Source organism: Rhizobium sp. LARHSG275, from assembly GCF_052871115.1.
Genome location: NZ_JBIXJN010000010.1, coordinates 59647 through 78674, shown reverse-complemented (window position 1 = coordinate 78674; position 19028 = coordinate 59647). Strand labels below are relative to the sequence as shown.

At 59.7% G+C, this 19028-nt stretch carries 18 protein-coding genes and 2 pseudogenes; 12 read left to right on the top strand and 8 right to left on the bottom strand.

The genetic code is table 11. The features are described 5' to 3' along the window. Positions 1-132 precede the first annotated feature (132 nt). From metG to ACIPSK_RS15280, 3 genes are read left to right on the top strand one after another with little or no spacing between them, the layout of a single operon-like run. Entirely contained in the window at positions 133-1683 is a 1551-nt protein-coding gene (metG, locus tag ACIPSK_RS15290; protein WP_162117150.1) for a methionine--tRNA ligase, read from the top strand. Between the two features lie 4 nt (positions 1684-1687). Further along, entirely contained in the window at positions 1688-2470 is a 783-nt protein-coding gene (locus ACIPSK_RS15285; protein ID WP_162117151.1) for a TatD family hydrolase, read from the top strand. 4 nt (positions 2471-2474) lie between these two features. After that, positions 2475-3299, top strand: a complete 825-nt coding sequence (locus ACIPSK_RS15280; protein WP_162117152.1) for an MBL fold metallo-hydrolase — start codon at positions 2475-2477, stop codon at positions 3297-3299. 21 nt (positions 3300-3320) lie between these two features. Here the strand turns inward: ACIPSK_RS15280 and ACIPSK_RS15275 are convergent, their stop codons facing one another. Next, positions 3321-3929 carry a TerC family protein gene (locus ACIPSK_RS15275; protein ID WP_017964345.1) on the bottom strand — a complete coding sequence of 203 codons (609 nt, stop codon included), beginning with the start codon at positions 3927-3929 and terminating at the stop codon, positions 3321-3323. Positions 3930-4210: 281 nt separating this feature from the next. On the opposite strand from ACIPSK_RS15275, the gene ACIPSK_RS15270 reads away from it, so the two are divergent. Both ACIPSK_RS15270 and ACIPSK_RS15265 read left to right on the top strand, forming a co-directional pair. After that, positions 4211-4888: a hypothetical protein gene (locus ACIPSK_RS15270; protein WP_162117173.1), complete on the top strand. Its 678-nt coding sequence runs from the start codon at positions 4211-4213 to the stop codon at positions 4886-4888. A 65-nt stretch (positions 4889-4953) separates the two neighbouring features. Further along, complete coding sequence (locus ACIPSK_RS15265) at positions 4954-5331, top strand: hypothetical protein (protein ID WP_162117153.1); 378 nt, start codon at positions 4954-4956, stop codon at positions 5329-5331. A 75-nt stretch (positions 5332-5406) separates the two neighbouring features. Here ACIPSK_RS15265 and ACIPSK_RS15260 read toward each other — a convergent pair whose 3' ends face one another. Then, positions 5407-5928, bottom strand: coding sequence for a PAS domain-containing protein (locus ACIPSK_RS15260; RefSeq protein WP_162117154.1), 522 nt, complete (start codon positions 5926-5928; stop codon positions 5407-5409). After that, entirely contained in the window at positions 5925-6413 is a 489-nt protein-coding gene (locus tag ACIPSK_RS15255) for a hypothetical protein (RefSeq protein WP_162117032.1), read from the bottom strand. The genes ACIPSK_RS15260 and ACIPSK_RS15255 overlap by 4 nt, the downstream gene beginning before the upstream one ends. Between ACIPSK_RS15255 and ACIPSK_RS15250 the strand changes: the two genes are divergently transcribed. The 6 genes and pseudogenes from ACIPSK_RS15250 to ACIPSK_RS15225 form a co-directional block, all read left to right on the top strand. Next, positions 6297-7076 (top strand): LamB/YcsF family protein, encoded by a 780-nt coding sequence (locus ACIPSK_RS15250; RefSeq protein WP_162117155.1) that lies wholly within the window; start codon positions 6297-6299, stop codon positions 7074-7076. The two genes, ACIPSK_RS15255 and ACIPSK_RS15250, sit on opposite strands and share 117 nt — an antisense overlap. A 111-nt stretch (positions 7077-7187) precedes the next feature. Then, positions 7188-7895, top strand: a complete 708-nt coding sequence (locus tag ACIPSK_RS15245) for a 5-oxoprolinase subunit B family protein (protein ID WP_168724792.1) — start codon at positions 7188-7190, stop codon at positions 7893-7895. Further along, positions 7892-8854 (top strand): 5-oxoprolinase subunit C family protein, encoded by a 963-nt coding sequence (locus ACIPSK_RS15240; protein WP_162117156.1) that lies wholly within the window; start codon positions 7892-7894, stop codon positions 8852-8854. Before ACIPSK_RS15245 ends, ACIPSK_RS15240 begins: the two co-directional genes overlap by 4 nt. A gap of 97 nt (positions 8855-8951) precedes the next feature. After that, a complete protein-coding gene (locus ACIPSK_RS15235) occupies positions 8952-9641 on the top strand; it encodes a DUF599 domain-containing protein (protein WP_162117157.1) in 690 nt (229 codons plus the stop codon). A 340-nt stretch (positions 9642-9981) separates the two neighbouring features. Further along, the gene (locus tag ACIPSK_RS15230; protein WP_162117158.1) at positions 9982-12132 is read left to right on the top strand and encodes a mechanosensitive ion channel family protein; all 2151 of its coding nucleotides are present in this window, start codon (positions 9982-9984) and stop codon (positions 12130-12132) included. A gap of 432 nt (positions 12133-12564) precedes the next feature. Then, positions 12565-12924: pseudogene (locus ACIPSK_RS15225) on the top strand (helix-turn-helix domain-containing protein); the annotation flags it as partial. A gap of 60 nt (positions 12925-12984) precedes the next feature. Here the strand turns inward: ACIPSK_RS15225 and ACIPSK_RS15220 are convergent. From ACIPSK_RS15220 to ACIPSK_RS15200, 5 genes and pseudogenes are all read right to left on the bottom strand, one after another. Then, a pseudogene (locus tag ACIPSK_RS15220) lies at positions 12985-13296 on the bottom strand (OB-fold nucleic acid binding domain-containing protein); the annotation flags it as partial. 18 nt (positions 13297-13314) lie between these two features. Further along, positions 13315-13677, bottom strand: a complete 363-nt coding sequence (locus tag ACIPSK_RS15215) for a hypothetical protein (RefSeq protein WP_162117033.1) — start codon at positions 13675-13677, stop codon at positions 13315-13317. A gap of 143 nt (positions 13678-13820) precedes the next feature. Beyond that, positions 13821-14846 carry an ABC transporter permease gene (locus ACIPSK_RS15210; RefSeq protein WP_162117159.1) on the bottom strand — a complete coding sequence of 342 codons (1026 nt, stop codon included), beginning with the start codon at positions 14844-14846 and terminating at the stop codon, positions 13821-13823. A gap of 42 nt (positions 14847-14888) precedes the next feature. Then, a complete protein-coding gene (locus ACIPSK_RS15205; RefSeq protein ID WP_162117160.1) occupies positions 14889-16430 on the bottom strand; it encodes a sugar ABC transporter ATP-binding protein in 1542 nt (513 codons plus the stop codon). 79 nt (positions 16431-16509) lie between these two features. Further along, positions 16510-17472, bottom strand: a complete 963-nt coding sequence (locus tag ACIPSK_RS15200) for a sugar-binding protein (RefSeq protein ID WP_162117161.1) — start codon at positions 17470-17472, stop codon at positions 16510-16512. Between the two features lie 346 nt (positions 17473-17818). On the opposite strand from ACIPSK_RS15200, the gene ACIPSK_RS15195 reads away from it, so the two are divergent. Beyond that, positions 17819-18907, top strand: coding sequence for a LacI family DNA-binding transcriptional regulator (locus tag ACIPSK_RS15195; RefSeq protein WP_162117162.1), 1089 nt, complete (start codon positions 17819-17821; stop codon positions 18905-18907). Positions 18908-19028: the final 121 nt, after the last annotated feature.

Below are 19028 nucleotides of genomic sequence, written 5' to 3'. Positions count from 1 at the left end.
GAAGCTGAGTCAAGTTCATGCCCCCGTCGTCCCGGAAAACATCGGCAACTGGAAAGTTGAGGTTTCGCTTGACGGTGACATGCGCTAAGAGCGGCTGACCATTTTTATAGAGTTAGCCGGACATTGGCCGCCATGACAGACAAGACACCCTTCTACATCACCACCGCGATTTCCTACCCCAATGGCAAGCCGCATATCGGTCATGCCTATGAGCTGATCGCGACCGATGCGATGGCGCGTTACCAGCGCCTCGACGGCAAGGATGTGTTTTTCCTGACCGGCACCGACGAACACGGCCAGAAGATGCAGCAGACGGCGCGCGCCGAGGGCATCACAGCGCAGGCGCTCGCCGACCGCAACTCCGGCGAATTCCAGGCGATGGCGACGCTCCTCAACGCTTCTAACGATGATTTCATCCGCACCACGCAGGAGCGTCATCACGAAACGTCGCGCAATATCTGGAAGATGATGGCCGACAATGGCGACATCTACAAGGACAGCTATGCCGGCTGGTATTCGGTGCGTGACGAGGCCTATTACCAGGAAAACGAGACGGAGCTGCGCGCCGACGGCGTGCGCTACGGGCCGCAGGGCACGGCTGTCGAGTGGGTGGAAGAGGCAAGCTATTTCTTCAAGCTCTCCGAATATCAGGAGAAGCTGCTTGCGCATTACGAGGAAAACCCCGATTTCATCGGCCCGGCCGAGCGCCGCAACGAGGTGATCTCCTTCGTCAAGTCGGGTCTCAAGGACCTCTCGGTCTCGCGCACGACCTTCGATTGGGGCATCAAGGTGCCGAACGATCCCGCCCATGTGATGTATGTCTGGGTCGACGCGCTGACCAACTACATCACCGCGACCGGCTATATCGAGGACAGGAACGGCCCGCGGGCGAAATACTGGCCGGCCGACGTGCACGTCATCGGCAAGGACATCATCCGCTTCCACGCCGTCTACTGGCCGGCCTTTCTGATGTCGGCGAAGCTGCCGCTGCCAAAGCGGGTCTTTGCCCACGGCTTCCTGCTCAACAAGGGCGAGAAGATGTCGAAGTCGCTCGGCAACGTCGTCGACCCGGTCAATCTGGTGAACCATTTCGGCCTCGACCAGGTGCGTTACTTCTTCCTGCGCGAAGTCTCCTTCGGCCAGGACGGCAGCTATAGCGAAGAGGCGATCGGCACCCGCATCAACTCCGACCTCGCCAACGGCATCGGCAATCTCGCCAGCCGGTCGCTGTCGATGATCGTCAAGAATTGCGACGGCAAGATCCCGCAATGCGGCGCGCTCAGCGACGAGGACAGAGCGATGCTGGCTGAGGTCGACGCGCTGCACGCCTCGACCCGCGAGGACATGGGCAAGCAGCAGATCCACCGGGCGCTCGCCTCGATCATTTCGGTCGTTTCCGAGACCGATCGTTATTTCGCCGGCCAGGCGCCGTGGGCGCTGAAAAAGACCGATCCGGAGCGTATGGGCACGGTGCTTTACGTGACCGCCGAAGTCGTGCGCCAGATCGCCATCCTGCTTCAGCCCTTCATGCCTGAATCCTCGGCCAAGCTGCTCGATCTTGTCGCGGCAGCTGCAGACAAGCGCGATTTTGCCGCCCTCGGCGAAGCCGGCCGTCTGGTTGCCGGAACGGCCCTCGAAGCGCCGACGCCGGTCTTCCCGCGCTACGTGGCTCCGGAGGCTTGAGGCCGTGCTGATCGATACGCATTGCCATCTTGATTTCGCCGACTTCGAGGCGGAGCGGGACGAGATCGTCGCGCGTGCGCATTCGGCTGGTGTTGCACAGATGGTGACGATCTCGACGCGGGTGCGCAAGCTCGAGACGCTGCTTGCCATCACGGAGAAATATCCCTCGGTATTTTGCTCCGTGGGCACGCATCCGAACAATGCCGACGAAGAACTGGAAATCCAGACGGAAGAGCTGGTGCGACTCGCCAATGCCCATCAGAAGGTGGTGGCGATCGGCGAGGCCGGTCTCGACTATTTCTATGACACGCAAAAGCCTGAGGACCAGCAGACCGGCTTTCGGCGCCATATTGCGGCAGCGCGCGAGACTCAGCTGCCGCTCGTCATCCACAGCCGCAGCGCCGACGAGGACATGGCTGAGATCCTGACCGAGGAAAGCGGGAAGGGGGCCTTCCCGTTTATCCTGCACTGCTTCTCGGCAGGCCCCGAACTTGCCAAGATCGGCGTGGCGCTCGGCGGATATATCTCCTTCTCCGGCATTTTGACCTTCCCGAAATCGGAAGGGCTGCGAGAGATCGCCAAGACGGTCCCGCATGAGCGGCTGCTTGTGGAAACGGACGCGCCCTATCTGGCGCCGAAGCGCTGGCGCGGCAAGCGCAATGAGCCGTCCTATGTCGTTAACACGGCCGAGGTGCTGGCCGATACGATCGGCCTTTCCTATGAAGAGGTCGCGCGGATTACGACGGAGAACGCTTTCCGCCTGTTCTCGAAGATGCCGAGGATCTAGCGGCGTGCTCTACCGGCGGCGTTTCACCATTCTCGGCTGTTCGTCGTCACCGGGCGTGCCGCGCATCACCGGCGACTGGGGCGCCTGCAATCCCGACAACCCGAAGAACCGGCGCACGCGCGCCGCCTTCATGGTGCAGCAATTCGCACCGGATGGCGGAGTGACCACCGTCGTCATCGACACCGGACCGGATTTCCGCGAGCAAATGATCAAGGCAGGCGTCGATCATGTCGATGCGGTGCTCTACACCCATCCGCACGCCGACCATATTCATGGCATCGACGATTTGCGCGGCTATTTTCACAATACGCGCCGCCGGGTGCCGATCTTTGCCGACCAATTTACGATGGACAGGCTGCGGGAAGCCTTCGGCTATTGTTTGGAGACGCCGCCGGGCAGCAATTATCCGCCGATCGTGCTGCCGATCGTCATCGAAAATCTCGATGAACCCCTGGAAATCCACGGCCCCGGAGGCACGATCCCGTTTCATCCGCATATCCAGCAGCACGGGGATATCCACTCTCTCGGCTTCCGTATCGGCGATGTGGCTTATTGCAGCGATATCAGTGACTTCCCGCCGCAAACTGTCGAGAAGCTTAAAGATCTCGAGGTGCTGATCATCGACGCGCTGCAATATAGCTATCATCCGAGCCATCTGTCGCTGGAACAGTCGCTCGACTGGATTGGCCGGCTGAAGCCGAAACAGGCGATCCTCACCCATATGCACACGCCGCTCGATTACGACGCGGTAATGGCTGAGACGCCGGATCATGTGGTGCCGGCGTATGACCAGATGAGCTTCGAGATCGAGGGCAGAGCCAGGGCCTGAGCCCCGGCACTGAGTGCAGGGTCACTGCATATAAGGCAGAACCTCGACGGCGCCGCGGTGGATCATGTCGAGCGAGACATAGAGGATGATCAGCAGACCGACATAGGCGATCCAGCGATGGTTGTTGAGCAAGCGGGCGATCAGGTTTGCGGCGATGCCCATCAGCGCGATCGACAGGGCAAGACCGATGACCAGCACGCTCGGATGTTCGCGCGCTGCCCCCGCAACGGCCAGAACGTTGTCGAGCGACATCGAGACGTCGGCGATGACGATCTGGGTCGCCGCCTGCAAGAAGGTCTTTCTCGGCGCGCCTTCGGCACCCGCCGCTTCGTGGTTCTCGCCGTGACCGGCGCGAAGCTCACGCCACATCTTCCAGCAGACCCAGAGCAGCAGCAGGCCGCCGGCCAGTAGCAGACCGACGATCGCCAGCAGATAGACTGCAACGCTGGCAAAGAGAATACGCAGTACGGTCGCGGCCAAAATGCCGACGATGATCGCCTTGCGGCGTTGCGTGGCCTCCAGGCCGGCAGCGGCAAGGCCGATAACCACGGCGTTGTCGCCGGCGAGAACGAGGTCGATAGCGATGACCTGCAGCAAAGCCGTCAGACCGGCTGCCGTAAAGATATCCATATGAATTGTCCCCAGTGCGTCAAAGCCGTGCTAGCGTTTCGAAGGTTTGACGTCAACCGCTGAGGGATTTCGCAGCCGGCGCAATTTGTGGCTCTGCGCATCTGATGGCAGACGACGTTATGGAACCGCAGGCGACATGGCAGAGCATCGCAATTCCCGTGGAACATTCAACTCAGCCACCGGTTCTTCAAGTCAGGAAACCAGACGTCAGCCAGACTTCGGCCAGAGGTTGGCCAGACTTCGGATTGGCGGCTGGATCTGCACACCGAGAGGAGAGCCAAATGGGCAGCATTTACAACGATACCAACCCAGCCTTTTCAGGCCCGATGGGGGGCAGCAGTCTTGCTGCATTCTTCGACAGCCGATCGGAGGCCGAATCCGCCGTCTCGCGTCTTGAAGATGCGGGCGTGCCGGTTGCGAGAATAAGGCTGATGCCCGGATATGAGGCGGACAGAAAAAATGCCGGCGTCATGAGCGACGACCGCAGCGGCTTCTTCGACGCGCTGGCAGACTTCTTCTTCCCCGATGAGGATCGTGCGGTCTATGCAGAAGGGCTGCGGCGAGGCGGCTTCCTCGTCCAGGTCAATGATATCGATGACGCACTTTATGAGACCGTCCACGATATTCTGGACGACGAAGGCAGCATCGACATGGATGAGCGGGCAGATCTCTGGTCGTTGGAGGACAGACAGCAAGGCGCGTCCAATACCGGCTTTGCCGGATCGGCGCATGGCGGCAAAGCCTCGGAAGACCTCGCCGTGTCCGAGAGCGCATTCGACGATGCGCGCCCGGTGGCAATGCGGGACACCGCGCATGGAAGTGCCAAGGTGCGTGCCTATACCTTCCCCGACCCTGGCACCACGTCAACGGACGAAACCAATCGCCAATCCCAAGGCCAATCCCAAACTCAATCGCAAGGCGGATCTCACCAGCGCCAGGGTTTCCGGCGCGACCATTGATATCAGGAGGCCCGGCTGCAATGCCGGGCCTTAATTCCTTCGCTCACCTATTCGAGGACATGTCGATGCAATCGTCCATCAACCGCCACGGCCTTACGCCTGACCCCGACGAACTGATCGAGGAAGGCGATCCGCCCTTTGCCGATGCCACAGAGCAGACCCCTCGTGAAAAGGCCGACGAGAGCCTGAACGCCCTGCAGCATGAAGTCAGGCTGCTGAATGCCCGCATAGGCGTGCTGCGCGAGGATGCAGAAGCGGCGCTTAAAGCCAAGGCGACATCGGTCGATGCAAGCGCCCATGTCCAGCTCGGCGACTATCCCTGGCTTAAACTTGCCGCGGCGATCGGTGCAACCTTCATTGCAGCCAGGCTGGTTCGGCGTCTTCCGCTCGGCGTGCTGCTTGCAGGATTTGCCGGTCATATCCAGGAGGTGAGACGGCAGTGACGGACGTGAGAGCCTGATTGCCAACGCCGCCCTTCAGCGTGACATGCTTTGAGAGCTACCAGTGCGCCGAAGGAATCAATGAACCTGCACGGTGTCCGATGGCATCGGCTTGGCAAGCTCCTTGAGAATCGCTTCAAGCGCATCGGCCGTCGCCTGCAGGCCGGATGACCGCGCAATTTTCAGTGCCGCCCTGCAGTGAGCAGATAATTCGTCCTGCTGGACGTGATCATTCGTCGGAAATACGATGCCCGCATATTGCGACGGGTTTCCGGCTTCATCCCTGAAGCAGCGGCCGAAGGCAGCCACCGCCACTATTTGCCCGCTTCGATCAAATACACGATAATCACAGCGATACGGATTTCCTGTGATCACCGATTCTGAAATCGCCTTGGCCACAGATGGCTTGTCGTCCGGGTGAATCCGGTCGAGGTATCGTATGACCGGCAGCCCCGTGAGGGTCTGTTCCGGATCAAGCCCAAAGAGGTTTGCCAGCGCCGAATCCGCATAAACCTTGTCGGTCGCCAATTCCCAAGTGAAGATGCCAGGCTCTTCGGCAACGGAAAATTCCGACGTGCCGGTGCTGTCGACAAGGTTCATTCCACATCCACATTCTGCGCGCGCCACTGCTGCTGGTCGATCAAGTCACCTGACTCTTGAGAGAATACGACGTGCTCGACGATTACGCCGCCGATCTTACTGCATAATTCCTCAAATCGGAATCGATTTAAGGATTCTTCGCCTGGCAGTAACCCACGTCTGATGGATTCGATCTGTGCCGGATCAATGGTAAGCTTGCCACCGAAGCCCCGCGCGAAAGGCGGCCCGAGACCGCCACATAAGCTCGCCATGAGCAGCCCAGCAGCCGTCGTTTTCTTGACGCGCAGGGCAAAGGTGTGCTCCACCTCGGCTTCGACGTTCCACAATGCGACGAAGCTGACGACCGGCGCGAAGGGTTGACGGGAATCATGACGAAAATCGATCTCAATTCTGATCTGGGGGAGGCGTTTGGACCTTGGCGCATGGGCGACGACAAGGCGATCCTTGACGTCGTCACCAGTGCGAACATCGCATGTGGCGGCCACGCAGGAGATCCGGCGACCATGGTGGAGACGCTTGGACTTGCAAGCGAGCGGGGTGTCGTCGCCGGTGCTCATCCGGGCTTTGCAGATCGCGAAGGTTTCGGACGCCGCCTGATCCCGTTGAGCATCCGGGAAGTGGAGCAGCTTGTGGCGACCCAGATAGGGGCGTTGATGGGAGCTGCAGCTCTGGCAGGCGCCCGAGTCCGTTACATCAAGGCGCACGGGGCACTCGCCAATTGGGCGGCCGACGAACGGCCGGTCGCCGACGCCATCATCCGTGCGACCCGAGCGGTGTCGCCGGAACTTGCCATACTGGCGATCTCTGGGACAGAGCTTGAACATGCGGCCCGCGATACCGGGATGACCGTCTTCAGCGAGATTTTTGCCGACCGCGGCTACCTCTCCACGGGTCGGCTCGTTCCGCGCAACTTGCCGGGAGCGATGATCGATGATCCCGTGGAGGCAGCTTCGAGATTGATCGAGTATCTGTCCAGCGGCCTCATGCCGACGGTCGACGGCGTTCCGATCACTCTCGATGCGCACTCGATCTGCGTTCACGGGGACAGCCCAGGAGCGCTCGCCATGGCCGTCCACGTGCGCCAGGAATTGCAAAAGGCAGGCATCGAGGTGGCACCATTCCTCCAGCCGACAAAGGAAAACAGGTGATGGCCAAAGGCTATCTTATCGCCCAGGTTACCGTCACCGATTCTGACGCCTATGGGACCTGCGCGCGGGCAGCGGATGCGGATTTCATTCTGATCGAAGGCGCCGGCTGATTTGTCACAGGACCCGTCCGCAGCGTCCGGCAGCGTTCCGAACTACCGTCCCGTGGGCGGCCACGCGGTGCTCGTCGAATTCGGCGCGACCATCGATAAGCGGATCCACGATCAGGTCGTCAAGCTGGATGCCGCCTTGAAGGCCGCACCTTTTGAAGGATTCGTCGAAGCCGTTCCGGCCTATGCCAGCATTCTCGTATGCTTCGATCCGCTCGTGGCCGATCACCGGACGACGGAAGCGGCCATTGTCGGCCTTCTGACGGCTGAGGTTCCAGAGACGATTGGAGCGATGCGCGAAATCGAAGTCTGCTACGATCCTGATCTTGCGCCCGATCTTGCCGCGGTCGCCGAGGCAAGCGGATTGTCGCCAGAAGACGTTATATCCGCCCATCTCTCCGGCGACTACAGCGTCTTCATGTACGGCTTCGCTCCAGGATACGCTTACCTCGCAGGCGTGCCCAAAGCCATTCAGCAGCCGAGGAAGCCGGCGCCTATTCGCGGCATCGCCGCCGGAAGCGTGCTGATCGCCGGCCCGCAGTGCCTGGTGAGCACGCTCACCATGCCGACCGGCTGGTGGATCATCGGCCGCTCGCCGACGAAGATCCTCGACGCTGCGTCCAACGACCGTCCGTTCCTTTTCGACGTCGGCGACGCGGTGCGTTTCCGCCGCATGTCGAGGGCCGAATTCGACGCGAGGAGCCCAGCATGAGCGAAGCTGTCCTTGCGATCAACTTCGCGGGTCCTCACGTCGCTATCCAGGACGAAGGACGTCACGGATTGATGCGGTATGGCGTTCCGGCCTCCGGTCCGATGGACAGGACCTCGTTTGCAGCCGCCAACGCCGCCGTCGGCAATCCTGCCGGTCAGCCGGCAATCGAAATCTCCATGGGCGGCCTGGTTCTCGACGGCCTGTCGGGGGACGTTACATTCGCCGTCGCCGGAGGAGGCTTCATCGTAGAGCATTCCGGCGACAAGCGCGGCGCATGGATGGTCGCCACCTTGAGGGCCGGGGAGCGGCTGGCGATCCGTCCGGGACACTGGGGAAGCTGGACGTATCTGGCCTTCGCCGGTCATATCGAGGCGAAGACCTGGCTGGGCAGCATGTCGACGCACAGCCTCTCCGGCCTCGGCGGCGGGCGCCTTACAGCCGGACAGACGCTCACTATAGGCGATCCGGACGTGCGGGATGATCGACATGGTCCGATCACATGTCCGGTCATTGCAAGACCGCGATCCGAGCTGCGTGTGGTGGTCGGTCCGCAGGATCGGTTCTTCTCGAAAGAAACCTTGTCGAATTTCCTTTCGTCGCCTTTCCGCCTGAGCGACGCCTATGACCGCATGGGCGTACGCCTCCAAGGTCCGTCGCTTGCGCCAAGCGTCGCGCTGGACATGCCATCGGAAGCGATCGTGCGGGGTTCGGTGCAGGTGGCCGGAGACGGTGTTCCCACCATTCTGCTGGCCGACCACCAGACGACCGGAGGATATCCCAAGATCGCCACGGTGCTGGATTGCGATCTGGACGCCTTCGTTCAGCTGCGCCCACGCGACCATGTCGGTTTCCTGGCTGTGACGCCGCAGCAGGCGATCGAGCACATTCGGCTTCGGGCTTCGACGATGTCCCGTTACCTCGCGGCAGTGCACGACGGACCATGGGACGACCGAATATAGGCCTGTCGATCTGAAGTGCAGGGCGGCGATAGACGCTTGGAGCTGCCGTCACCTCGAAGTACTGTTCAGGAAAATCCAGTTTGAGTTCAGGGGCACCATGGATTTTCTGAACGTCGCGGCGATCGTCTTCTTCCTTCTCGTCTGGGTGGCGGTCGAGCCTTTGATGGCAGCGGGGTGGCCGAGGAAGAACGACAGCCTTTCCGTTGATATGGTGCGCATTCGCGCCGCCTGGATGCGGGAGGTCCTGACGCGAGACAATAACTTCATCGGCGACGCCGCGATCCTTGGGCACACGATCAATTCGGCGTCCTTCTTCGGCTCCGCCAATCTCATCGTCATCGTCGGGCTGAGCGGCGCGCTGTTCATGGAGCCGAACTATGGATCGGGTGGCCTGATCACGATGTTTGCGGCTCAGGACCCCGCGTGCTTTTTCCAGTGCAAGGTCCTCCTGATCATGGCGACGCTGCTGCGGGGCCTATCCGATTTCATCTGGGCGGTCCGGCAGATCAACTATTGCCTGGCGGCGATCGGGGCCAGCCCATCCCGCGATGAGGAGAGGGACATTGCCGGCTGGACGAACGCCCTGACCCTGGTTTTGAACCCTGCACTTCGATCGTTCAGCGTCGGCGTCCGGTCTTATTACTTCACCTTCGCGGCCGCTTTCTGGTTTCTCGGGCCAATGCCCTTCGCTGTTGCGACCATCCTCAGCGTCGGCGTGTTGATCTGGCGTCAATCCTGGTCGGATGCTGCAAAAGGGATCATGGCCATACGCAAGCTGCTTGATTAGAGCATAGGGCGGTCACTTCGCTGCCTGGGAGGAGCCTGAACTCTTCTGTCAGGAGATCAGGGAGGCCTTCAGAAGCTTGCGGTCTTGACGCCGCCTAGAACAGGATGATTTTAGGCCGGGTCGGCCTAAAATCTGAATCCTGTTCTACATTATATAGTTAGAGCATGATGTCGTCCGAAAACCGCTCACACTTTTCGGCGTCATGCTCTAGCCTTTGGTTCGCAGTCTGCGTCCCCGAGACCGGTTCGTCGATTGACGTTGGTCGTGCAACGCTTCACAAAGTCCGAAGTTTCGACAAACCCAGCAAAAGCGACGACACCATCGCGGGGACCACGGCCACATGCGCATCATCGACGACCGTCATCGCCTCCGCAGAGTGTGCGCATTCCTGACGCTGGTATTTTCAACGCTTCTGCTCGCGAGCGCAAACCCCGCCTCGGCGGCTGAGTCGACCAATTCCTTGGCGCCAATCCGGGTTATTATCGAATTGCCGAATGATGATTCCGGACGAGCGCTGGTCAATCGGATCGTCCCCGGCAATCAGCAACCGGCGCAGCCGGTAGCAGTCACGCAAGAGGCTGCACCGACGTCGATTGCCACGTCACTACAGGATTTGCGCCAGAGGTTGCTCACACTCGTCGATGCCGTTCCGACCCTGCCCGGGCAGATCCAGTCGGCGATCCGGGTCTTCCAAACGGATGATCGTATCGAACCTGTCGGGCTGATCTTGGCAGTCGTGCTCTTCGTCGCAGGCGGGTTCGTTGCCCAGCGCCTTGCCTGGTGGTCGGGGCGAGGGCTGCTCCATTTTGTGCTGAACGCGCCTGCCGACACCATCCGGCAGCGGATCAAGCTCCACGCCGCCCGGCTTTCCATGGGTCTTCTCGCCTTGGTCGGTTACCTGATCGGAAGCCTCGGCGCGTTTATCCTCTTTCCATGGCCTGCCGTGTTTCGCGATATCGCGCTCATTCTGCTATCAGCCGCGCTGATGGTGCGCCTTGGCGTGCTTGTGGGCCGCATTGTCATCGCGCCAGGCGCCCGCCTGCCGCATATGCGGCTTCTGACGCTTGTCACCTCGCTTGCCTGGTTCTGGTACTACTGGCTCCTCGGCATCGTCGCAGTGCTGGCGGCTGGCTGGGCCACCATCGAAGTGATCGGGACGATCGGGGCTTCACCGATCTTGGTCGACCTCTTTACCGCAGCCTGGCTTGGCGTCGTTTCAATCGCTTTGATGGTTATGATCTGGCTGCGGCATTTTCGTTCCGACGGGCCGCCCGTGAGCCGGCTGGTCTGTGTCGGCTTCAGCGCGAGCATCCTGCTATCGTGGCTGCTATGGGTATCCGGGCTCCGCGGTGCATTCTGGACAGTGGTCGTCATCACGCTGCTGCCGCTTACCGTTTCGGTGGCTCATGATATCATTCGTCGCATTATACAATCCGGCGACCAGCAGGCGGTGGAAGATCCGGCTATCGTCGGATGGTCTGTTGTCATCATGCAAACGCTGCGGAACGGCCTCATTGTGGTCGCCGCGCTGCTCATTGCCCGCGCGTGGTATGTCAATCTCAGTGATCTCGCCGCAGCCGAAACGGTGGCCACGCGTTTGATCCGCGCAGGAATCCGCATTGTTATCGTGCTACTGGTGACCGACGTTATCTGGAAGCTCGCAAGTACGCTGATCGACAGCCAGATGGCGGTGGCGTCGCGAAGCGAGCAGGGGGGACATCACGAGGGAGCCGATTCGCGCCGGCGTCAGCGGTTGAATACCCTCCTTCCCATTCTTCGCAATGTGCTGTTCCTGGCGATCGGCGCTGTCGGCTTCCTGATGATCCTGGATGCCGTTGGCATCCAGATCGGACCACTGCTGGCGGGCGCTGGCGTCGTCGGTATAGCCGTCGGTTTCGGTGCGCAAACACTCGTCAAGGACATCATCTCTGGCGTCTTTTATCTGTTCGACGATGCCTTTCGCATCGGCGAATACATCCAGGCGGCGAAATATAAAGGCACGGTCGAAGGTTTCTCGCTGCGATCGATCCGCTTGCGCCATCACCGCGGTCCGGTCACCATCGTTCCCTTCGGCGAACTCGGAGCGGTGCAAAACCTCAGCCGTGACTGGGTCATCGACATCATCACGCTCACCCTGAATTATGACAGCGACCTTGAGGAGGTCCGTAAGACCATTAAACGCATCGGCGTTGAGCTTCTGGAGGATGCCGAACTCGGCCCCAACATCATCGAGCCCTTGAAAATGCAGGGGATCGAGCAGATGGCGGATTATGGTGTGCAGATACGGCTGAAGTTCATGACGAAACCCGGCGAACAGTTCGGCGTTCGCCGAAAGGCGCTCGCCATGCTCAAGAAGACATTCGCAGAAAAAGGCATCCAGTTTGCAACGCCGACCGTCCATGTTTCCGGCGGTCCCGCCGATGCAGCGGCAACCGCTGCCGCCTCGGAGCTGCAAAGACCATCGAAAGCCATCCCGACACTTGAGGAGTAGCAACGGCGAGCTTTCCGTCGAATCCCGTCAATGCCCAACAGTCTGATCCGGACGTTGTCACCAAGTGGGCGTCGTCCGAGACACGGGTTTCGAAAGAGTCTGCTGGCTGGGATCAGCTGTTCCATGAGGGCACGTCCGCAGATGAACTCGTCGATGTGCTGGATCGTCAAGATGCAAATTCGAGCAGGCCGATTTTAAAAGAGTGGGTGCATGAGATGGATGACGAAGGTATGACATTGTAATCAAAAGGCATTCGGTGGTTCCATAATCTATCTTATGCGGTATATGTATGTAAGGGCTATTTAGTAATGCGACAGTTGGGCCAGTTAGAGATGCGACAGTCTCGCCTCTCGACGCACTGGTCAAAGCCAACGTCGGGAGCAAGGATGACGATCTTCAGCCTGGTCGAGACCATGAGCGGTCGGAGTCGTCATGTCCTTTATGATCACCATGTCGCAGAAAGAGTTGCATCGCCTCGAAGTCATCCAGAAGATCCGTGACGAACGCCTGAGCGTTGTCCAGGCTGCCGAACTGCTCGACCTCAGTCGAAGTCAGGTCCATCGGCTGCTGCAGGCCTATGACCTGGATGGTCCAGCCGGCCTTGTTTCCAAGAAGCGATCGCAGCCGAGCAATCGGCGCCATAGCGAGGAGTTTCGCAATGCGGCGCTGGATCTCATCCGCGAACGCTATCTGGATTTCGGTCCGGCGCTGGCGCGCGAGAAGCTGATCGAGCCGCATTAGATCTCGGTCGCCAAGGAGACGCTGCGGCAATGGATGACCGAGGCCGGCATCTGAGTCTCGCGACGCGAGCGCAAGAAGCGGGTTTTCCAGCCACTCGGCCGGCGCGATGCCGCGATCCGCCAAACCCGATAGGTCACCGCTCAGATCGAAGAACTGCTGAGCGACCAGATGAACGACGTCGCCTTCTCGTTGAATCTTTCCGTTGATCGCGATCATCGACGAGCCGAGCACAGCGCAGCGTCTCTTTTCCAAAAGCGATGGCCAGACGACGACATTCGCCGGGCCGGTTTCGTCCTCGATCGTCAGGAACATGACGCCCTTGGCGGAGCCGGGCTTCTGGCGGACAAGGACGAGGCCGGCCGTCATGAGCCAGCGGCCGTCGCGGGCGTTCATCGCTTCCTGGCAGGTGACGATGTTCCGTTTCTGCTTTTGCCGTCTGCTTTACGCATCTCTTTCCGACCCCACTATCTGCCGAATTTTGCGTTTAAGAGAACCATGTTCTTTTCCAATCACGGTTCGCCTCGTTAAATATCCGGAAACCTCATCAACTAACAAAGCAAATGAAACATAAAATAATATAACAACAGGCGAAAATACAAGAATGACACACAAATTCGCAAGCACTGGCCCAATTGCGAACTCAGAGGTCAAAGTTGTCGCCACAATTACAAGAGGAATCCACGCAAATAAGGAAATTAAAAGCCCGGATAGAATGGCATAAAATCCATATTTCTTCTCATTTATCATAAGGATTTTTATCAAGCTAAGTAGATATCTTCGCATTTTTTGTCCGTTATCGCTCATAAAAAAAGGCCTTTTCCTTTGCGGCCGATCACGGATTCATGTCCGTGAAAGCGGCAGTGCCCCTCACCCGCTCGATCTGATCTTGCAAATCGGATTATTTCAACGGGGCAAGGTCACGACACGCATGGCCGCCATCCACTGACCTAGTCCTGATTGGCAACCGCTGGCAAACTGCCTTCCTTCGAAAGACGGGATTCGGTCTGTCGGGCGGCGAAGACGAGGCGGCGCTTTGCGCGGATCGCGTGCCATTGTTGGTCGATCAGGACGCCGATGAGGATCACGCCACCCATGACAGCGAAATTCAGCGACGAGGGTATACCAAGGAGATTCACGAGATTCTGCAACTCCTGGAGCAGGACCGTTCCCAGCACGACGCCGACGATCGATCCCTCGCCGCCGCGGAGCGAAAAGCCGCCGAGCACGGCAGCGGCAATCGCGTAGAGTTCGTAGAACTGGCCATGGCTCGCCGGCGAGATCGAGCGCGTGTACATGGCGAAATAAATTGCCGATAGCGCCGTCAGCAGCCCGCAGATGACATAGGCCGACATCACCATGCGGCCGGTACGGATACCGGAATAGCGGGCCGCCTCCTCGTTCTTCCCGATCGCGTAAAGATAACGCCCGAAGACAGAGCGATGCAGCATGACCCACATGACCACGGCAATGATGACGAGTGCGGTGAAGGTGTTGGGAACGCCGTAAAACCGTCCCGCGGTCAGGAATTCGAGGTCAGGGAAATTTTGGCCGAAAGCAAAGCCCGCCGTTCCGTCGGCCGTATAGAAGCGCGCTGCCCCACGATAGATCAGGAGGCCGCAGAGGGTGACGACGAAGGGTTGCAGGTTGAGCCGGGTGATCAGCCAGCCGTGGACGGCACCGATGACGGCGCCGAGCGCGAGAATGAGCGGCAGCGCCAGCATCCATGACATATCCTGGACCGCGATGAAATCGACGAACAGCACGCCGAGAAGTGCGACGAGCGAACCCACGGAAAGCTCGATACCGCCGGTGATGATGACAAAGGCTTGGCCGATCGACAGGATGCCGAACAGGCCGATCAGGTTGGCAGTGTTGGCCAGGTTGATCGGCAGCAGGAAACGCGGGTTGATGATGGCGACGACGATGCCGACGACGACGATCAAAAGCAGCAGTCCTAGATCTTTTTTGATCATTCGAAATCCATCCCCGATACTTATTTCTATTGGCCGCAGCCGCTATTTTACCCTTTTGCCGACGGCAAGCAAAAGGACGCTTTCCTGGCTGATTTCGTCCTCTTCCAAAATGCCGGCGATCTGGCCCTCGTGCATGACGGCGATGCGGTCGGAAACGCCGATCACCTCTTCCATGTCGCTGGAGATCATCAGGACTGCGACGCCGGCATCGGCAAGCGCTCGCATCAGGCCGTAGATCTCATTCTTCGCGCCGATATCGATGCCGCGTGTCGGCTCGTCGAAGATCATCACCTTCGGGCTCATCGACAACCATTTGGCAAGCACCACCTTCTGCTGGTTGCCGCCGGACAGAGTGCCGGTTCGCGACGAAACGGAAGGCGCCTTGATACCGAGGCGAACGCGTTGTTTTTCGGCCGCCGCCCTCTCCCGCTCGGCAGAAAGCATGAAGCGGCTGGAGAGCTTGGGGAGATCGGCAAGGGTTATGTTCTGGGCGATCGGGAAATCAAGAAGAATGCCGTTGCGCTTGCGATCCTCCGGTACCAGGAAAATGCCACGAGCAACGGCGTCCCGGGCAGACCTGATCGCAATTTGCCGCCCGTCCTGCAGAATGGCTCCGCCGTAGCTACGGTCAATGCCGAAGAGTACCCTTGCAAGCTCGGTGCGGCCCGACCCCACGAGCCCTGCAAGTCCCATGATTTCTCCATACCGGATTTCCAGATCAACGGGACGGCCGGGATAGGCCTCGGTGCGCACGCCGCTAGCCTTCAGCGCAACCGAGCCGGGCGAGCGCTGCGGTTTTGCGGTCCGGGCCGCAAGCACCCGGCCGATCATCAGCTTGACCATCTGGTCGTGACCGATGTCTTTCTTGGCAAGCGTGCCCACAAGCGTGCCGTCGCGCAGGACTACGACCCGGTCTGCGACGCGCTCAACCTCGTGGAGGCGATGCGAAATGAAAACCACACTGATGCCATCGGCTTTCAGTGATTTGATAATGCTCAGGAGACGCTCGGTTTCGGCCAGCGGCAGGCTGGACGTGGGTTCATCGAAGATGACGAGCCTGGCGTTGATGGACAGCGCCTTGGCGATTTCCACCATCTGCTGCTCGGCAAGGGAAAGCGATGCCACGGGTGTGTCGGCGGAAAAATGAGCCCCTACCCGCTTCAAGAGCGGCTTCACCATGTCTCGCAGCCGATTGCGATCGACGAGCTTGAAAGGTCCGGCCTTCAGCGGCTCGCGGCCCAGGAAGATATTGGCAGCAACGTCGAGATTCTCAAAGAGATTGAGTTCTTGGTGAACGAAGGCGATGCCGGATGCGATGCTCGATTCCACAGTGAGGAAACGAAGCTCTGCTCCGTCGAGCAGAATCGCGCCTCGGTCGGGTGCTATCACGCCGCCGAGAATCTTCATCAACGTCGATTTTCCAGCTCCGTTCTCGCCGACGAGGCCGATGACCTCGCCCGGTATGATGTCGATCGACAGGCCCTCAAGCGCAACGACGCCCGGATAGGTCTTGCCAACGCCGGAAAGCGAAAGGAACGGCGTTGCAAGCGCGTCCGGTGACGGGAAGTCGGAGCTGTGGTTCATCGCCTGTCCATAGCTGCTAATGCTGTCGGCATGGGACGTCCCTCGCGGCAGCGGCGAGTGCCGCCGCCGCGACGGAGAGTTATTTTCCAGCCATGGCCTTCAGGCTGGCGGCATATTTGTCAACGTCATCCTTGCCGATGATTACCGTCGGTATGATGATCAAGCCGTTGCTAGGAACGCCTGACTTGTCGCCCTTGAGGTAGGCCGCCATCAGCATCATGCCCTGATAGGCCCATTCGAACGGCTGTTGCACGACGGTCGCTGCGACCGTGCCTTCCTTGACGCCGCCGAGCGTGATCGGATCGTCATCAAAGCCGACGACGGTGATCTGGCCGAGTTTGCCGGCGTCGCGCAACGCCTCATAGATGCGCGGCGTATTGTAGGAGTAGAAACCGACCATGCAGGTGACGTCGGGGCTGGCCACCAGCGCGTCCTCGACGTTCTTCTTTGCGCGGGTCTGGTCGATATCGTCGCCGCGTACATCTGTCAGCTCGATCTTCGTGCCCTTCAGGCCGTCCTTCATGCCCTGGATGCGTTCCTTGGCATTGTCGGCGCCGAGCAGGCCAACGAAGCCGATGCATTTGCCGCCGTCCGGCATCGCTTTCTTGGCGATTTCGGCGGCCTGCATGCCGGCGTCGATATTCGATGAGCCGATATAGGCGACGCGGTTGGTCTGCGGCGCGTCGCTATCTGTGGTGAAGAGAGCAGTCTGCGATCCGATCTTGTTCAAGCCGTCCGTCTGGGTCTTGGGATCGACTGCGGAAACCATGATCCCCTTGACGCCGGCACTGACCAAGTCTTCCATAAGCCGTTGCTGAACGGCGACAGATGCCTGCTCAGGGTACTTCAGCTCCATCTGGTAGTCGGGCATCTCGCCCTGCGCCTTCTTCACGCCCGCCTCTGCGGCTTTCCAGAAGTCGGATGCACCGTTGACGACAAATGCGAGTGTCGGCTTGTCGGCAGCATGCGATACGGCAATCGGCGCCGCGCTCAGCATCAACCCGGCGAAAAACAAGGCTGCATTGCGTTTCAGCTGTTTCATAATACACCTCCCGAGGGGCCGCAGTTGCACGGGCCCGTTTCCGATTTACGGCCGGCCGGATGCGCGCCCCCTCCCAGGGCCGTCGCAAAGCGACGAGTGGCATAGGTTCCGATCGCTCCCTGACGGTATACAAGAAATTTAATTAGTAAATAGTATTATCAATGCAGATCAAAACATTTCATCGGGCAATGGCTGGGATGGTAATTTTGTACTGGCATTGCCAACAATCGATAGTGTTGCAACAATTCATGCAATTGCCAGCGCTTTCAGATAGATGCTAATATATTAGCAAAAACGACGATCAACAACCCTGAACGGTTATCCCAAGCAGAGACAGTTTCCACGAATGCGAAAGCCCAAGACCGAAAATAAGCCTGTGCGCGTGACGATGATGGACATCGCGGCGGCGGCTGGCTGCTCGCAGGCGGCCGTCTCCTTCGTCCTCAACGACACACCCGGCACCCGCATCTCACAGCAGACGCGTGATCGCGTATTGGAGGCGGCGCGCGCGCTCGGCTATATGGAGAAGACCTATACGACGAAGGCCTCTTATTCGGGACTGGACAACGTCATCGGTTTCGCCGTGGATCAACTGGCCACCAGCCCGGAAGCGATCGTTGCGATCGAAGGCGCGCGGCAAGCCTCCTGGAACGCCGGCAATGTCCTTCTGGTAGCCCAAACGCTCAGTGATCCCGTGATGGAGCCGAAAGCAATCGAGGCGTTGACGAGCGGAGGCATATCGGCGCTCATATATATGACAATCTATACCCGCCAGGTGGAGCTTCCTTCCTATGTCCGCAAGCTTAATATCCCGACGGTCCTGCTGAACTGTTATACGGCGGACCATGCCTTTCCCGCCGTGGTGCCGAGCGAGATCGCGGGGGGGCAGAGCTCCACCCGCCATCTGATCATGCACGGACACCATCGTATCGCGACGATCACCGGCGAAATCTGGATGCAGGCGGCGCAGGACCGGCTGACGGGATATCGCCGCGCGCTAGCGACCGCCGATATACCTTTCGATCCGGAATTGGTTATTGAAGGCGACTGGTCGGCCGGTGCCGGCTATGCCTCCACGATGAAACTGCTTGCTCTGAAAGAGCCGCCCACCGCGATCTTCTGCCAGAACGACCGCACTGCCATCGGGTGTTACGAAGCGCTCAAGGACGCAGGGCTTCGCATTCCCCAGGACATGTCGGTGGTGGGTTATGACGACGAAGAAATTGCGCGACATCTCGTACCCCCTCTGACGACGTCGGTCCTTCCACATCTTGCCATGGGGCAATGGGCAATCGAACATCTCAACCCGGAAAATACGCCCGGCAAGCGCTATCCCATTGCGAAGCTCGAATGCTCGCTCGTCAAGCGTCATTCCGTCGCCGCGCCGCGGGCCGAGGCGCGGCAGATCCTCGATGGCGCATATACGTCGCCATAGCGTTCGCGCCGGGCCACTCATCCACTGAGTGGAGCCCAACTCGCTCGGAACCCCTGACCGGCGCACATTGGAGGAAGTGGTCGAAATCGCTTCCCCAGCGATAGAACGGGCAGAGCTTGCC

Bases quoted from the DNA above. Each gene is read 5' to 3' on its own strand.
- ACIPSK_RS15205 (WP_162117160.1), bottom strand. From the start codon at position 16,430: ATGAACCACAGCTCCGACTTCCCGTCACCGGACGCGCTTGCAACGCCG.
- ACIPSK_RS15210 (WP_162117159.1), bottom strand. From the start codon at position 14,846: ATGATCAAAAAAGATCTAGGACTGCTGCTTTTGATCGTCGTCGTCGGC.
- ACIPSK_RS15215 (WP_162117033.1), bottom strand. From the start codon at position 13,677: ATGAGCGATAACGGACAAAAAATGCGAAGATATCTACTTAGCTTGATA.
- ACIPSK_RS15260 (WP_162117154.1), bottom strand. From the start codon at position 5,928: ATGAACCTTGTCGACAGCACCGGCACGTCGGAATTTTCCGTTGCCGAA.
- ACIPSK_RS15270 (WP_162117173.1), top strand. From the start codon at position 4,211: ATGGGCAGCATTTACAACGATACCAACCCAGCCTTTTCAGGCCCGATG.
- ACIPSK_RS15240 (WP_162117156.1), top strand. From the start codon at position 7,892: ATGAGCGAAGCTGTCCTTGCGATCAACTTCGCGGGTCCTCACGTCGCT.
- ACIPSK_RS15200 (WP_162117161.1), bottom strand. From the start codon at position 17,472: ATGAAACAGCTGAAACGCAATGCAGCCTTGTTTTTCGCCGGGTTGATG.
- ACIPSK_RS15235 (WP_162117157.1), top strand. From the start codon at position 8,952: ATGGATTTTCTGAACGTCGCGGCGATCGTCTTCTTCCTTCTCGTCTGG.
- ACIPSK_RS15250 (WP_162117155.1), top strand. From the start codon at position 6,297: ATGACGAAAATCGATCTCAATTCTGATCTGGGGGAGGCGTTTGGACCT.
- ACIPSK_RS15265 (WP_162117153.1), top strand. From the start codon at position 4,954: ATGCAATCGTCCATCAACCGCCACGGCCTTACGCCTGACCCCGACGAA.
- ACIPSK_RS15195 (WP_162117162.1), top strand. From the start codon at position 17,819: ATGCGAAAGCCCAAGACCGAAAATAAGCCTGTGCGCGTGACGATGATG.
- metG (WP_162117150.1), top strand. From the start codon at position 133: ATGACAGACAAGACACCCTTCTACATCACCACCGCGATTTCCTACCCC.
- ACIPSK_RS15275 (WP_017964345.1), bottom strand. From the start codon at position 3,929: ATGGATATCTTTACGGCAGCCGGTCTGACGGCTTTGCTGCAGGTCATC.
- ACIPSK_RS15230 (WP_162117158.1), top strand. From the start codon at position 9,982: ATGCGCATCATCGACGACCGTCATCGCCTCCGCAGAGTGTGCGCATTC.